12 protein-coding genes and 2 pseudogenes are annotated in these 14732 nt (G+C 61.4%); 10 read left to right on the top strand and 4 right to left on the bottom strand.

Annotated elements, in window-relative coordinates; genetic code table 11:
* Positions 1-7 precede the first annotated feature (7 nt).
* The 3 genes from IHE39_RS03900 to IHE39_RS03910 are packed head-to-tail and all read left to right on the top strand — an operon-like array spanning position 8 to position 2864.
* Positions 8-1087, top strand: a complete 1080-nt coding sequence (locus tag IHE39_RS03900; protein WP_192565572.1) for an ABC transporter ATP-binding protein — start codon at positions 8-10, stop codon at positions 1085-1087.
* Positions 1081-1770, top strand: a complete 690-nt coding sequence (locus IHE39_RS31060; RefSeq protein ID WP_192565573.1) for a TetR family transcriptional regulator — start codon at positions 1081-1083, stop codon at positions 1768-1770. The genes IHE39_RS03900 and IHE39_RS31060 overlap by 7 nt, the downstream gene beginning before the upstream one ends.
* On the top strand, positions 1767-2864 hold the full coding sequence (locus tag IHE39_RS03910) for a D-TA family PLP-dependent enzyme (protein WP_192565574.1): 1098 nt from the start codon (positions 1767-1769) through the stop codon (positions 2862-2864). Before IHE39_RS31060 ends, IHE39_RS03910 begins: the two co-directional genes overlap by 4 nt.
* A gap of 52 nt (positions 2865-2916) precedes the next feature.
* Here IHE39_RS03910 and IHE39_RS31205 read toward each other — a convergent pair.
* The 3 genes and pseudogenes from IHE39_RS31205 to IHE39_RS03920 form a co-directional block, all read right to left on the bottom strand.
* Positions 2917-3044: pseudogene (locus tag IHE39_RS31205) on the bottom strand (5-dehydro-4-deoxy-D-glucuronate isomerase); the annotation flags it as partial.
* A gap of 1 nt (position 3045) precedes the next feature.
* Positions 3046-6231, bottom strand: a complete 3186-nt coding sequence (locus tag IHE39_RS03915; protein WP_192565575.1) for an efflux RND transporter permease subunit — start codon at positions 6229-6231, stop codon at positions 3046-3048.
* Positions 6228-7466, bottom strand: coding sequence for an efflux RND transporter periplasmic adaptor subunit (locus tag IHE39_RS03920; protein WP_192565576.1), 1239 nt, complete (start codon positions 7464-7466; stop codon positions 6228-6230). Before IHE39_RS03920 ends, IHE39_RS03915 begins: the two co-directional genes overlap by 4 nt.
* 50 nt (positions 7467-7516) lie before the next feature.
* Here IHE39_RS03920 and IHE39_RS03925 point away from each other — a divergent pair, with 50 nt between their 5' ends.
* Positions 7517-7741: a hypothetical protein gene (locus IHE39_RS03925; RefSeq protein ID WP_192565577.1), complete on the top strand. Its 225-nt coding sequence runs from the start codon at positions 7517-7519 to the stop codon at positions 7739-7741.
* A 298-nt stretch (positions 7742-8039) separates the two neighbouring features.
* Complete coding sequence (locus tag IHE39_RS03930; RefSeq protein ID WP_184768797.1) at positions 8040-8282, top strand: DUF1344 domain-containing protein; 243 nt, start codon at positions 8040-8042, stop codon at positions 8280-8282.
* Between the two features lie 126 nt (positions 8283-8408).
* On the opposite strand, the pseudogene IHE39_RS31065 reads toward IHE39_RS03930, so the two are convergent.
* Positions 8409-8620: pseudogene (locus tag IHE39_RS31065) on the bottom strand (Asp/Glu racemase); the annotation flags it as partial.
* Positions 8621-9082: 462 nt separating this feature from the next.
* On the opposite strand from IHE39_RS31065, the gene IHE39_RS03935 reads away from it, so the two are divergent.
* The 5 genes from IHE39_RS03935 to IHE39_RS03955 are packed head-to-tail and all read left to right on the top strand — an operon-like array spanning position 9083 to position 14528.
* Positions 9083-10660, top strand: a complete 1578-nt coding sequence (locus tag IHE39_RS03935) for a nickel ABC transporter substrate-binding protein (protein ID WP_184768798.1) — start codon at positions 9083-9085, stop codon at positions 10658-10660.
* A gap of 11 nt (positions 10661-10671) precedes the next feature.
* The gene (locus IHE39_RS03940; protein WP_184768799.1) at positions 10672-11607 is read left to right on the top strand and encodes an ABC transporter permease; all 936 of its coding nucleotides are present in this window, start codon (positions 10672-10674) and stop codon (positions 11605-11607) included.
* Entirely contained in the window at positions 11598-12506 is a 909-nt protein-coding gene (locus tag IHE39_RS03945) for an ABC transporter permease (RefSeq protein ID WP_184768800.1), read from the top strand. Before IHE39_RS03940 ends, IHE39_RS03945 begins: the two co-directional genes overlap by 10 nt.
* Positions 12499-13494 (top strand): ABC transporter ATP-binding protein, encoded by a 996-nt coding sequence (locus IHE39_RS03950; protein WP_192565578.1) that lies wholly within the window; start codon positions 12499-12501, stop codon positions 13492-13494. The genes IHE39_RS03945 and IHE39_RS03950 overlap by 8 nt, the downstream gene beginning before the upstream one ends.
* Complete coding sequence (locus IHE39_RS03955) at positions 13491-14528, top strand: oligopeptide/dipeptide ABC transporter ATP-binding protein (RefSeq protein ID WP_192566040.1); 1038 nt, start codon at positions 13491-13493, stop codon at positions 14526-14528. Before IHE39_RS03950 ends, IHE39_RS03955 begins: the two co-directional genes overlap by 4 nt.
* Positions 14529-14732: the final 204 nt, after the last annotated feature.

Genomic DNA, 14732 nt, shown 5'->3' on the forward strand with positions numbered 1-14732 from the left:
GAGCTGAATGGCTTCGATCAATCTCACAAATATTCGCAAGCAATATGGCGCGGTCACAATCATAGACGACGTCAGTATCGCAATCGAGGATCGCGAATTCGTCGTCCTGGTCGGTCCGTCCGGATGCGGCAAGTCTACGCTCTTGCGGATGATCGCTGGACTGGAAACCATCTCGGCAGGCACCATCGCCATCGACGGCGAGGTCGTGAACGACATCGGGCCGCAGAGACGCGATCTTGCGATGGTGTTTCAGACCTATGCGCTTTACCCGCACATGACGACAGCGCAGAACATCGGCTTTCCCCTGAAGCTGCGCGGCGCCAGCCAGGACGAAATTGGTCGTTCTGTCGCCGAGGTTGCCAACACGCTGCATCTCGATGCGCTTCTTGACCGGCAGCCGCGTGCCCTGTCGGGGGGACAGCGCCAGCGCGTCGCGATGGGCAGGGCGATGGTGCGAGAGCCGCGGGCTTTCCTTTTCGACGAACCGTTGAGCAATCTCGACGCGAAACTCAGGCACCACATGCGCATCGAGCTCCGGCAACTGCACAAGTCGTTGGGCGCCACGTCGATCTATGTCACGCACGACCAGATCGAGGCGATGACCATGGCCGATCGCATTGTGGTGATGAACCGGGGCAAGGTCGAGCAGGTCGGCACGCCACTCGAACTTTTCGACAAGCCGGCAAATGTTTTCGTCGCCGGGTTTCTTGGCTCTCCGACGATCAACCTGGGCAACGCAACCTTGGCGGCCCAAGACGGATCAGCCACGCTCGAATTCCATGCCGGTTCAGGTCCGATCGACCTTGCCAACGTACCGCCATCGCCCCACAAGGAGGTTGTGGCCGGGGTGCGGCCACAACACTTGGAAGTTGTTTCTCCCGAGGGCGTCAAGCTCACCGGCACGGTCGATCTCGTCGAGCATACCGGGTGCGAAACCAATGTTATCCTCTCAGTCGGTTCCGAAAAGTGGACGGTCCAGTCCCGGACCCGCCAGCATCTCACACAAGGAGAGAACGTTGGGCTCGTCTTCGACCCGACCAACCTCCATCTCTTCGCAGCTGACACGAAGGAGCGTATCCGGTGGTAGAAAAGCGCAAGCGCGACTCCGCAAGCGACGCAAAGCCGGTTGGCAAGAAGCGTGACGCCGAGCGTACAAGGCTCGTGATCATCCAGGCGGCTCGCGAGGAATTCGCCGAAAATGGCTACGATGGTGCGCGAACCGATCGCATCGCCGTCCGTACTGGCATGAGCAAGGGCGTGCTTTATCACTACTTCAATTCGAAAGACGACCTGTTCGTGGCCGTCCTGGAGGACATCTATCTGGAGCTTCGCTCGCAGAATGAGGCTCTGGTTCTCGATGACTTCGAGCCGGAAGCCGGCATCCGCGAACTCATCGCTCACACATACAACTACTTCGTCAACCATCCGGAATTCATCGTGCTGGTGAACTCCGAAAATCTGATGAAATCCCAACACCTGGAGAGATCGCAGAGTGTCCGCAGCATGTTTGCGCCGCTCTCCCATCGCCTTGGCGAATTGATATCTCGTGGCCAGGAACAGGGTATCTTCCGGGCAAACGTCGATATTATTGAGCTTTACATCTCGATAGTTGGCCTGGGCTACTTCTTCTTGTCCAATCGATGGACACTCAGCGTGGTTTTCAATCGTGATCTTCTGGCAGAGGGAGCGGAGGAGAAGCGGCTCGCGCATATGACGGAGCTCGTTCTCGACTATCTGCGCAACGTCAAGCCAATGGATGGACTGAAATGAGCGACAACCCGTTGAAGCTGCCGGCGGCCGGAGCTTTGCGCTGGCGCGAGGTTGTCGAAACACCGGCGGTCCTGATCGATCTCGATGTCGTTGAGCGAAACATCAGGCGCTGCCAGGATCAGTGTGATCGGCTGGGCGTTGCGATCAGGCCCCATATCAAAACGCACAAGTTGCCGCTGCTTGCCCACGCGCAGCTGGCGGCTGGAGCGATCGGCATCACCGCGCAGAAGATCGGCGAAGCTGAGGTGATGGCCAACGAGGGTATCGATGACATCCTGATTACCTTCAACATCGTTGGTGAGCGCAAGCTTGAGCGTCTCAGACGTCTCGCGGAAAGGTGCCGCCTGTCGGTGGTTGCCGATAGCGCTTCAGTCATCGAGGGGCTGGCCCGCGCATTCGCCAATGCCAGCAGCGAAATCGACGTTCTGGTAGAATGTGATACCGGAATGCACCGTTGCGGGGTGTTGACGCCGGAAGAAGCCCTCAATCTCGCCCGGTTGATCTCGGATTCTCCGGGCTTGCGCTTCGCCGGCGTGATGACGTATCCGGCTCCAGGACAGGGCAACGCGGCCTGCGAATGGCTAGACCATGCCGCGCGCCTCATTCGCGAGGCGGGCATCGAGACCCGGACCGTATCCAGCGGTGGGACCCCCGATCTCTATGCAATGAAACGACACACAAGTCTGAGCGAATACAGGCCGGGCAGCTACATCTACAACGATAGGTCACTCGTTAACGCCGGCGCATGCGGCGTCGAGGATTGTGCGCTGACGGTTCTCACCACCGTCATCAGCGCGCCGGCGGATGGGCGTGCCATCGTAGACGCAGGGACAAAGGTGCTGACTTCCGACCTTTTCGGCATGAGCGGCTACGGCATGGTACTGGAGCGTCCAGATTGCGCGGTCATTTCTCTCAACGAGGAACATGGACGGATCGAGTACGCCGGCGAACAGGCGTCTGTCGTCGGCGAACTTCTGCGCATTGTTCCCAACCACGCCTGCGTCGTCAGCAACATGGTCGATTCCGTGCATCTCGTCAGGGGCGATTATTATGTCCGGGCGGAGCCGGTGGCAGCGCGGGGGCGGATCACTTGAATTCCTGAACGGAATGTCGGCATGCGTTCTAGCTGAGCCACCCGCTACGCCAAAGAAGGACCCCTTCGTTGGCGATGACAATGTGGCACGTCTCGGGAACGCGCAGGCAGTGTCGGCCAAACCGAAACAGAGGCAGGCCTCCACGCGCCGGTCATGGATGTGGCATGGCATCGTGTTCCATCTAGCGAACGAGATCGCTTTCGGAGGCGGCGATCGCCTCTCTGGTGCTGCGGTCACGCCGCAGCACCAGCCGTCTGATCGCGACGTAGAAGACCGGCGTCAGAACCAGTCCGAATACCGTAACGCCAAGCATGCCGGCGAACACGGCGATGCCCATGGCATGGCGCATCTCGGCGCCAGCGCCGGTCGCGATGACCAGAGGCACGACGCCGGCAATGAAGGCAAGCGACGTCATCAGGATCGGTCTGAGGCGCAGGCGTGCGGCTTCGAGTACCGCCGCCAGAGGATCCCGGCCTTTCTTTTCCTTCTCATGGGCGAACTCCACGATGAGGATCGCGTTCTTGGCAGCAAGCCCGACAAGCACGACAAACGCGATTTGCGTGAAGATGTTGTTGTCGCCGCTGGAGAGCCAGACGCCGCCGATGGCCGAGAGCAGCGCCAGCGGCGCGATGAGCAGGACAGCAAAAGGCAAGGACCAGCTGTTGTATTGCGCTGCCAGGATCAGGAAGGCCAACAGGACCGCTAGCGGGAACACGATCATGGCCGTGTTGCCAGCCTGCTTCTCCTGGAAGGTCAGGTCGGTCCATTCGAAGGCCATGCCAGCCGGCAGCGTCTCGCGCATGATCCGTTCAATTGCAGCCGTTGCCTGCCCGGACGAATAGCCTGACGCCGGCCCTCCGGTAATGTCCACCGACGGATAGCCGTTGTAGTGCATCACACGGTCGGGGCCTGAGCTGGTTGTGATGGTGGCGAGTGCCGCAAGCGGCACCATTTCACCTGCAGCGTTGCGAACTTTCAGGCGTGCGATGTCATCCACTTCGGCGCGGAAGGGAGCATCGGCCTGTACGATGACGCGATAGGTGCGGCCGAAGCGATTGAAGTCGTTGGCGTAGAGGGAGCCGAGATTGACCTGAAGGGTCTCGAAGATCCCCGTCAGCGGAACATGCTGCGTCTTTGCCTTGACGCGATCGAGATCGACATGGACCTGCGGGGCATTGACCTGAAAACTCGCCATCATGCCGGCGAGTTCAGGTGCGGCGGCCGCCTTTGCCATGATCTCGCCCTGCACCGTGGCCAGGGCCCCGAGGCCCATGCCGGCGCGATCTTCGACCTGAAGCTTGAAGCCGCCTGTCGTGCCGAGCCCAGGGACCGGCGGCGGCGGGAAGATGCCGACGAAGCCGTCGGGGATCTGGCTGTATCTGCCCATCAGGCGTTCGGCGATGGCGCTGGCTGAAAGCGACGGATCCTTGCGCTGATCGAAGGGGTCGAGCATGGCGAAGACGACGGCGGCGTTGGGCAGGTTGACGAAGCCGTTCACCGAGAGGCCGGGGAAGGCGACGATGCTTTCGACTCCGGGTTCGGCCAGCGCGATCCTGGACATCTCCTTGACGACAGCTTCGGTGCGGTCGAGCGAAGCGCCAGAGGGCAACTGCGCGATGCCGACGAGGTAGTACTTGTCCTGAGCCGGCACGAAGCCGCTCGGGATGCTCTGGAACCCGAAATAGGTCGCTCCCAGCAGCCCCGCATAGATGACGAACACCACACTGCTGATGCGGATGGCGCGACGCGTGGTTCCGACATAAGCATTCGACGCCTGGTCGAAGAAGCGGTTGAACAGCCGGAAAAACCTTCCGAACATGAAGTCGATGCCACGGGTCAGCCAATCGCGGCTGCCACCGCCGTGGTGCGGTTTCAGGAGCATGGCGGCCAATGCCGGCGAAAGCGTCAGCGAATTGATCGCCGAAAGCACCGTCGAAATCGCGATCGTCACCGCGAACTGGCGGTAGAACTCACCTTGTAGCCCCGACAGAAATGCGGATGGAATGAACACGGCGGCAAGAACCGACGTGATCGCGATGATCGGTGCGGTCACCTCATCCATCGCCTTGCGGGCCGCTTCCTTCGGCGTTTCGCCAAGGCCGATGTGTCGTTCCACATTTTCGACCACAACGATGGCGTCGTCGACCACGATGCCGATCGAAAGGACCAGGCCGAACAGCGACAAGGTATTGAGCGAAAAGCCCATGAGATACATCACCGCAAGCGTGCCCACGAGCGATATGGGCACGGCAACCAGCGGAATGATTGAGGCACGCCACGTCTGCAGGAACAGGACGACGACGATGACGACCAGAACGATCGCTTCGAGCAGCGTCGTCATGACGGCGGCCAGGGACGCGCGTACGAAGACGGTCGGATCGTAAGCCACCCGGTACTCCAGACCCTCTGGAAAACCTTTCTGCAATTGCTCCATCTCGGCGCGCACGGCGTTGGAAACGTCCAGCGCATTTGCGCCGGGGCGCTGGATGATCTGCAATGCAACGGCCGGTTCACCGTCGAGCAGGCTACGCAATGCGTAGCCGTCGGAACCAAGACCAATTCGCGCAACATCGCGCAGCCGCACGATCTGCCCGTCATCGCCTGTCTTGACGACGATCTCGCCGAATTGCTCCTCGCTGGACAGCCGCCCCAGTGTACTGACAGTGACCTCATAGCTGGCCGCCTCCGATGGCTGCTGGCCAACCGAGCCGGCTGCGACCTGGACGTTTTGTTCGCGAATGGCTGCGACGACATCGCCTGCCGTCAGGCCACGTGCAGCAACCTTGGCGGGGTCCAGCCAGACGCGCATGGCGTATTCGCCGGCACCCCAGATGATGACATCGCCGACCCCGGGCAGGCGGGCAAGAGTGTCGCGAATTTGGAGAGTAGCAAAATTGGAGATGTAGAGCGGATCGTAGCGTTTGTTGGGCGATACAAGGTGCACCACCATCAAGATGTCGGGGGACGTCTTTTGGGTGACGACGCCGATGCGTTGAACTTCTTCCGGCAGGCGGGGCAGGGCGCGTGACACGCGGTTCTGCACCTGGATCTGAGCCATGTCAGGATCTGTACCCTGTGCGAAGGTAACGGTGAGCGTCATCCGGCCGTCGGTCGCGGCCTGTGAGCTCATGTAAAGCATGCCTTCAACGCCGTTGATCGACTGTTCGAGCGGCGATGCGACTGTCTCGGCGATCACCTCGGGATTGGCACCCGGATAGCTTGCCGACACCTGCACGGTGGGCGGGGTGACGGACGGATACTCGCTCAGGGAGAGCCGGAACAGCGCCATCGCGCCGGCGATCAGCATGAGAGCCGACAGCACGATCGCAAAGATCGGGCGATTGATGAAAAAGTGCGGCAGGCTCATCGACGTGCCTCCTGGCTATTGCCATTGGCAACGCCGTCGACCGAACGCCGGTCGGGCGTCATCGCGATCCGTTTCGGGGCAACCCGCATGCCAGGTCGGACGAGCCCTTTGATGATGATCGTGTCGCCAGAGTTGAGGCCGCTTTTTACGACGCGCAACCCCGCGTTCATCGCGCCCAATTCGACCGGCCGGTATTCGACCATGTCACCGGCACCCAGCACCAGGACGTAGCGGCGTCCCTGATCGGTCCCGACTGCTTGATCGTCGATGAGAACGGTCTCTTTGGGCGCGCTCGTGGCAAGTTTCACCCGCGCAAACAGGCCCGGTGTCAGCCGGCCGTCGGGGTTGGCCAGCACGGCTCGGGCGCGGATCGTCCCGGTGCCTGGATCGAGCCGATTTCCGAGGAAGTCCAAGGTGCCCGAATGGGGGTATCCGCTCTCGCTGGCAAGCCCGACCTCGACCGGGAGCGAGACGCCCTTGCGCCCGACATCCTCCGGGCGGGTTTGGCTCAGAAAGCTCAGATAGGTCGATTCATCGATATCGAAATAGACATGAACCGGGTCGACCGAAACGATCGTGGTGAGCAATGTCGCCGCGGCTCCTGACGCGCCGGTGACGAGGTTTCCTTCCGTCACGAGTACCCTGTCGACGCGTCCGGCGATCGGGGCGATCACGCGGGAATAGGATAGGTCGAGGCTGGCTGCGGCCCTTGCGGCCTTTGCCTCCAGCACCTGCGCTTGCCGCTCCTGCTTGCCGGACACGTCATCATCATAGGTCTTGCTGGCGATGGCGCCGCTAGGCAGCAGCCGCTGCGACCGATCGAGGTCGGTCTCGGCCCGGGAGAGCAGAACCTCGGCCCGTTGCAGCTGCGCGTCCGCATTCTGGAGCGCGACTTCGAAAGCCCTGGGATCGATCTGGAAGAGCAATTGGCCGCGATCGACAAGTCCTCCTTCGGGAACGCTCACCGTTTCGATTGTCCCACCGACGCGGGAGCGGAGCTCGACGGTCCTGGCGGCTGCAACGACGCCGGTAAACTCCGACGACGGTGCAAGCTCACGGGTGACCACTTCTGCCACCGGCACCTGCGGAGGAGGGGGCATTAAGACGGGCTGGGTTGCCTCTTCCGAGGCCAGAGCCTGCCTGACATAGGCTGGTACGCCATCGATGTATGCCAACCATGCGGCGCCACCGAACGCTGCCGCGGCCAGCAGTATTGTTCTCGTCTTCCCAGTCATTCGATACGATCCCGTCGACAATAATGCGGCGTCTGCGACGACACCGCTGGATGATTTTCGGCGACGCTAGGGTTTCCGGTGACTGGAAGGTCAACCGTCTTTTGTTGCTGGAACCCATTTGCATGGATTGCCGCAACAAACCTCTGATCGGCAACGAATCGACCGCGCTCGCATCCTCACGAAAATGGCCAGATGCCCTCGCATCGCGGTGCTTGGTGCTGATCTGCAGAGAGGTTTCTGCCGAACGCGCCACCACCCTGCACGCTCCAGAGTGACGCGCGGTGCCGAGTTTTCTGCCGGCAAAGCCATCGGAAAAAGCCGCCCATCACCACGCTTGACTTGCCAGTAACTGGAACGCGCAGCCTTCAACAACGGCTCGAAAAGCCGTCAACCAGGAAGGAGGCAGAAATGCCCTGTTGATAGTCGAACACGGTTTGCGGCCAAGCTGCGAGCCCGCTTCACCGGTCATCAGACCGAAGTCAAATCTTTATGAAAAGCACTGGCGTGGACGGCCCAGCATCGAGTGATGCCGGGTAGCGCCCCTCCATTGTCCAAAAACTGAAGGCACCCAAAATGAAGACCATCCTCCTCATCGCTTCGCCTCTCATCTTACTTGCTGGCGCGGCAATCGCATCCTCCTCCGACGGCGTTGTTGCCAAGTACAACCACGACGTACGCGTCATCACGCTCGAGAACGGCAAGAGCTACACAGTGCCGCGCGACGTTGCCTTGCCTCCACTCCAGGCCGGCGAGAAGGTGTCGATCATCTTGAACGGCGAAGGGGACCGTGTGACTGCGGTGCTGAAGTCGTATTAGTCGGCACGGCCAAGCCACCAACAAGACAACCGCCACGGGAACCACCCGTGGCGGTTGTCGTTGCCGTATGAACCATCGACGTGGGGGACGCCATCTCGGGCAGATTGGCGAAATCGAGATCCATGGTCAGCTCCGCCGGATCGCTAGACAGGCGGGGCCCTCGCGCTCCTTGGCTGGAAACAGCGTTGCCGGCGCATAGGCGGTGAGCTTGTCCAGGTACAGTCGGGGGAGCGGATACGCCAGTCGCCAGCTTTGGCCGTGCGCAGCCGCATGCCCACGATTGCCTCGGCAAATTTGATTGCAGCGGCCACGCCGTCGATCACCGGCACGTGGAGCCGCTCTGCTTCGCCCATAAACTCGGTCATCGATGCAGCGGTATCGGGGTTCATCAGCTTAATTGGAGATCAGTTTCTCCATTAAAGTATACGGTATTGTGCACAATGCGTATTCACATTCGAACGGGAGTGTTCGCTTCCGTATCCGTGTCGATGACTGCGTTCCGCTCCGTTGCGACATGGACAGGCTCCGAAATTCAGGCGATTTTAGGCCAAGTCCCAGCGTGAGCCTGAAGGCTTCCAATCCTTCGCACTTCGTTCATCCGCCTCATTGGCGTGAGCTGGCACCCCTTCCAAGTGGCTGCCGCACTGATAGTTCGCTCACGAAACTTCATTTCAAAAAATACGATATTGACGAAAGATTGTATACATGCCTAGAATGATATGTCTATACAAGTGAGCGCCAATTTCCGTTGCGGAAGTTTCAAGGCGCCAGGGAACGACAGCAAAGAGAGGAGCTACCCAATGACACTGAACAGGCGTTCATTTTTGCAGGTCTCGTCCGCGGCCGTAGGGCTGGTCATGGCCGAGGCCGCATTCGCCAGGATCGCCTATGCCGAGGGCGCAGCAGGCACGCTCCGCGTCGCGATTGCCAAGCCTGCGGGCAATCTCGATCCACAGAGCCACTACGCCATCTGGGCGATCCAGGACCTGATGTTCGAGCCGCTGGTCAAGTACGGCAAGGGCGGTCAGATCGAGCCCTGCCTTGCGACCGACTGGAAGATCGAGGATGGCGGCAAGACCCTTCATCTCACGCTTCGGCAGGGCGTAACCTTCCAGGACGGCACGGTGTTCGATGCCGCGTCGTGCAAGTGGAATCTCGATCGCTGGCTGGGCAAGGAACAGTTCAGCTGGATGAATTGCTCCAAGTACTTCGACTCCCTTGATGTGGTCGACGACTATCACGTCACTCTCCATTTCAAGGAGCCAGTCCTCGCGCTCATGCAGGAGCTCTCCTACACTCGCCCCGTCCGCTTCCTGAGCCCGAAGTCTGTCGGCGCCGACGGCAAATTCGGCGAACCGGTCGGTACCGGGCCATGGCGCCAGGTCAGTGCCGACGACACCCAGAGTGTGTTTGAGCACCACGAAGGCTATTGGGGCGAGATGCCGTCTTATGAACGGCTCGAAGCCAAGGTCATCCCGGACGCGCGGTCGCGGGTTGCGGCACTGCGCGCCGGCGAGATCGACCTGATCGGCGGTTTCTGGATCGCGCCGTTGACCCCGGAGGAGGGCAAGCAACTCGAGGCGGCAGGCTTCAACGTCGCCATCGACCCGGGCAACGTCTCACTGGTGATGGCCTTCAACCCCGACCGTGCGGAGGCGCTGAAGGACCAGCAGGTTCGCAAGGCAATCAGCATCGGCGTCGACCGGGCGGCCATTTCCCAGGCTCTCTACCACGGCTATGCGAAGCCCGCCGGCAACCTGTTTTCGTCGGCGCTGCCTTATGCAGGCAAGCAGCACGACGCTCCTTTACGCGACGTGGCTGCTGCTTCGGCGCTGCTGGAAAAGGCGGGTTGGACGGGCAGTCCCATCCGCTCCAAGGATGGCAAGTCGCTGACGCTCGAGATGGTCGTCAGCCCTGATGCTATTCCCGGCTCTCGCGTGATCGCCGAGGTGATCCAGTCCGAGATGAAGGAGATCGGCATCGACCTCGTCGTTCGTTCCGTCGACCATGCCTCCAAGCACACCGACATGCTCGAGAAGAAATACGATCTCGGCTTCTTCCTGACCTATGGCGCTCCCTATGATCCTTTCGGATCTGTTGTGGCACTCTGCCTGTCGACCTTCAAGAACGACGTCGAAGGCAAGCTGGTCACTGACGCTGCCAATCTGGACCCGCTGATCAATGCGGCGACGGCGGCGAGCGGGGATCAGATCGAACCGACGATCCAGAAGGTCTACGACTGGCTCTATGACAACGACGCGATCGCGCCGCTGGTCTACGTTCCCAGCATCTGGGCGCATTCCAAGCGTGTCCAGGGCTTCACCAGCCCGGTCACCGAATACGACATGCCGTACGAAAAAATCGTCCTGGCCGACTAAGGGAGGGTGCTTTGATCCACTTCATCAGCAAGCGGCTGAAGCATTCCCTGGTGCTGTTGTTTCTGGCTTCCGTGGTCTGCTTCACGCTCGTCGTCTCGGCCCCGGGCAACGTCGCGGTTCTGATTGCCGAACTGCGCGGCGCGGTTGCCGTCCCGGGATACGTCGCTCAGGTCGCCGAAGAGATAGGACTGAACAAGCCACTGCTGATGCGCTACGTGGATTGGCTTGGTGATGCCGTTACAGGAGATTTCGGCATCTCCTACAGGACGGGCCAGGCGGTCAGTGCGGACCTGCCACAGCGCATGATGGTCACCGGGACACTTATCGCGGGCAGCGCTTTGATTGCGACCCTGCTCAGCCTGCTTCTCGGCTTCCTCGGTGCCTTCTGGCCCTACAAACTGCCAGACCGCGTTTCGCGCGGTCTGGCGCTCATCGGGGCGTCGACACCGACTTTCTTCGTCGGTGCGCTGATGATCTACGGCTTCTCCGTTACCTTTCAGCTGTTCCCGTCCTTCGGGTTCAACGGCCCAATCAGCTGGGTGCTGCCATGGCTGACCGTTGCGGTCTTGCCGGCAGCCGTGCTCAGCCGTGTCGTGCGTGTCGGACTGGAGGAGGCCATGACCAGCCCCTACGTGCTGACAGCCAAAAGCAAGGGACTGGGGCGCACCGCCATCCTGTTCCGCGAAGCGCTGCCAAACATCACGCCTGTCTTTATCAATGCGCTTGGCACCCAGGTGGGATTGATGACGGCCACGGGCATCATCGTCGAGCCGCTCTTCGCCTGGCAGGGTGTTGGCGACTACTTCCTCGCCGGCGTGCGCTTCCGCGACTTCATGGTCGTGCAGGCATGCCTGCTGATCTTCCTCACCTTCTTCATCGTGGTGAACCTCGTCGTCGATCTAGCGGTCCTGATGACCGATCCCCGCATCCGGCGCCAATGGAGCTGATCATGGACAAACTCAATCCACTTTTCGCCCGACTGAACAAGTTCCCCCGCGCGGCGCTGATCGTCATCTGCCTGTTCGTTGCCCTAGGCACCTTTGCCCCCTGGCTCGCCCCACAGGACCCTAGCGCGCAGAATCTGCTGGAGGGAAGTGCCGGGCCAAGTGCCGCCCACTGGCTCGGCACCGACCATCTCGGGCGCGATACCCTCAGTCGCCTGATCATTGCCGCCAACACCTCGCTGGTCAGCGTCGGTTCGGTCCTCATCATTGCGATGACGATCGGCATCCTGATGGGCACGATCGCCGGCTATCACCGTGGCTGGGTCGATGATCTGCTGATGCGTGTCGTTGACGTCGGCCTGTCGGTCCCCAGCCTGATTGTTGCGCTGGCGGTCATTGGTATTGTCGGCCCCGGCTACTGGACCATGGTGCTGGCACTTGCGCTTGCCTGGTGGCCGATGAGCGGTCGCATCAGCCGGGCGGTTGCGGTGAGCATCATGAGCAAGCCGCATATCGAGGCCCTGCGTGTGCTTGGCGCCAGCCCCTGGCGCATCTATTTCGGCCATCTGCTGCCCGGCACCATCGGCGCGGTCATGGTCTATGCGACGGCAGATGCCGGCACGGCCGCGCTTGCCGTCGCGACGCTCAGCTTCCTTGGCCTGGGCATCCAGCCGCCGACACCGGAATGGGGGCAGATGCTTGTCGACGCGCTGCCTTATCTCGAGTCCGATCCGCGACAGGTCATCCTGCCTGGCCTGGCCCTGACGGCGGCGGTCATTGGCTTCAACACGCTCGGCGAAGCTATCGCGCTCAATCGCATCCCCAAACCATTGACGCGCCGCATGCTGGCCATACGGCGGATCGAAGTTGCCGGCTGGGGCAAGGAGAATTCCGATGCATGACGAACCGCTTCTGAACGTCAGCAATCTGACTGTCGATCTGCTGACGGCCAAATCCGCCATCCGTCCTGTAGACGGGGTCAGCTACACCGTACGCCAGGGCGAGTGCCTTGCCATCGTCGGCGAAAGCGGCAGCGGCAAGACCGTGATGAATTTCGCTCCTCTCGGTCTCATGCCGACGGGCGTGACGACGAGCCTGTCCGGGTCGGTGCGCTTTGGCGGGCGTGAGCTGATCGGACTGCCGGAACAGGAAGTCCGCAAGATACGCGGCAAGTCCATCGGCTTCATCTTCCAGGATCCGATGAGCGCCCTCAATCCGGTGCGGCGCATCGGTCGCCAGATTGCCGAGATGGCGGAGCTTCACCTCGACATGACACCGCGTGCGGCAGAGGCGCGCGCGCTGGAACTCGTCAAGCTCGTCGGCATCTCCGATCCGGCCGCCCGGCTGCGCCAATATCCTCACGAGCTGTCGGGTGGCCTCAGGCAACGCATCGTCATTGCCACCGCGCTGGCGGGCGAACCCAAGCTCCTGATCGCCGACGAGCCGACGACCGCTCTCGACGTGACGGTTCAGGCCCAGATCCTGCGCCTGCTCAAGGACCTGCAGCGCCGGCTCAACATGGCCATGGTGCTGATCACTCACGACATGGGCGTGGTCGCAGGCGCTGCCGACAACATCGTCGTCATGTATGCGGCACGGGCAGCAGAACGCGGGCCGGTGGACAAGGTCCTGGTCAAGCCTCGCCACCCGTACACGCGAGGCCTTATCAATGCGATTCCGAAACGGGAGGACCCGATCGGCTCGCAGTTCCGTGGACTGCCTGGCATTCCACCGACGCTCGGAGCTCCGTTCAAGGGTTGCGCCTTTGCGCCGCGCTGCGACTTCTCGGTTCCCACATGCACGGCCAGCCGGCCTCCCTTGGTGCCTTCGGCGGATGGTTCGGTTTTTGTCGCTTGTCCCGTCGTCAACGAAGGAAGGGCAGCAGCATGACGCACAGACCCGTTCTCAAAGTCGAAAATCTGCAAACCAGGTTCAAGAGCGTCCAGCGCGGCAAGTTTGTGCATGCGGTCGACGACGTTTCCATCGAACTCTATCCGGGTGAAATCGTTGGCTTGGTCGGCGAGTCCGGCTGTGGCAAGTCGACGCTCGGGCGCACGATCGTCGGGCTCGAGAAAGCAACATCCGGGCGGGTGCTGCTCGATGGTGTCGACCTCAGCACGCTTTCAGGCGGAGCACTCCGCGACAGCCGTCGCGCTTTGCAATACGTGTTCCAGGATCCCTATTCGTCGCTCAACGATCGCCAGACGGTCGGGGAGGCCCTTGACGAAGCCCTCCAGATTGATGGGATCAGATCCCGGACCGACCGCGACCGCCGCACCAAGGAGCTTCTCGACCAGGTCGGTTTGGCCGATGTAGTCAAGGATCGCCATACGCGCGAGCTCTCCGGTGGCCAACGCCAGCGTGTTGCCATTGCGCGTTCACTTGCGGTCAATCCACGGGTGTTGATCTGCGACGAGCCGGTCAGCGCGCTGGACCTTTCGATCCGTGCCCAGGTGATGAACCTGTTCCTGCGATTGCAGAAGGATTTGGGTGTGGCCTGCCTGTTCATTGCCCACGACCTCGAACTCGTCAGGCAGGCCGCCTCGCGCGTCTATGTCATGTATCTCGGCAAGATCGTCGAGCATGGACCGTCGCAGGAACTCTACGACCATCCCAGCCATCCATACTCGCAGATGTTGCTCGCCTCGGTGCCCGAGGCTGACCCCATCGCCGAGAGACAGCGCAAGGTCCCGCTGATGGTGGGGGAGGTGCCGAGCCCGACCAATCCGCCGTCCGGCTGCAGGTTCCGCACCCGCTGCCCGATGGTGGTCGACGACTGCAAGCAGCAGGTGCCGCCTGCCTTCAAGCTGTCCCCTGGACACGATGCGGCTTGCGTGTTTGCCAAGGATCTGCACCGGGGCAAGCGGTCGGCCCTGCTCGAGGCCGAGGTTGCGGCAACACGAGTTGCTGCCTTGGCTTCCTGATCCAGTCGCATAGAAACGCCTGGTTTTCCGCGGCGCGCTACCACTCCCGGCGCGCCGCGTGTTCCCAACTCCAGGCGTCTGCCGGCAGTGCGTTTGAGCCCCTATCTCAAAAGAGCGCACTGCCGGCTCCTAATCAAATTTGCCGCAATGCCGGGTCTGCCTCTTGGATGGGGCCGCTGATCAGGCTCCGCTTTTGCCGTCTGT

The sequence above is a fragment of the Aminobacter carboxidus genome (assembly GCF_014863355.1).
Taxonomy (GTDB): Bacteria; Pseudomonadota; Alphaproteobacteria; order Rhizobiales; family Rhizobiaceae; genus Aminobacter; species Aminobacter carboxidus.

Bases quoted from the DNA above. Each gene is read 5' to 3' on its own strand.
- IHE39_RS03900 (WP_192565572.1), top strand. From the start codon at position 8: ATGGCTTCGATCAATCTCACAAATATTCGCAAGCAATATGGCGCGGTC.
- IHE39_RS03910 (WP_192565574.1), top strand. From the start codon at position 1,767: ATGAGCGACAACCCGTTGAAGCTGCCGGCGGCCGGAGCTTTGCGCTGG.
- IHE39_RS03915 (WP_192565575.1), bottom strand. From the start codon at position 6,231: ATGAGCCTGCCGCACTTTTTCATCAATCGCCCGATCTTTGCGATCGTG.
- IHE39_RS03920 (WP_192565576.1), bottom strand. From the start codon at position 7,466: ATGACTGGGAAGACGAGAACAATACTGCTGGCCGCGGCAGCGTTCGGT.
- IHE39_RS03925 (WP_192565577.1), top strand. From the start codon at position 7,517: ATGATTTTCGGCGACGCTAGGGTTTCCGGTGACTGGAAGGTCAACCGT.
- IHE39_RS03930 (WP_184768797.1), top strand. From the start codon at position 8,040: ATGAAGACCATCCTCCTCATCGCTTCGCCTCTCATCTTACTTGCTGGC.
- IHE39_RS03935 (WP_184768798.1), top strand. From the start codon at position 9,083: ATGACACTGAACAGGCGTTCATTTTTGCAGGTCTCGTCCGCGGCCGTA.
- IHE39_RS03945 (WP_184768800.1), top strand. From the start codon at position 11,598: ATGGAGCTGATCATGGACAAACTCAATCCACTTTTCGCCCGACTGAAC.
- IHE39_RS03950 (WP_192565578.1), top strand. From the start codon at position 12,499: ATGCATGACGAACCGCTTCTGAACGTCAGCAATCTGACTGTCGATCTG.
- IHE39_RS03955 (WP_192566040.1), top strand. From the start codon at position 13,491: ATGACGCACAGACCCGTTCTCAAAGTCGAAAATCTGCAAACCAGGTTC.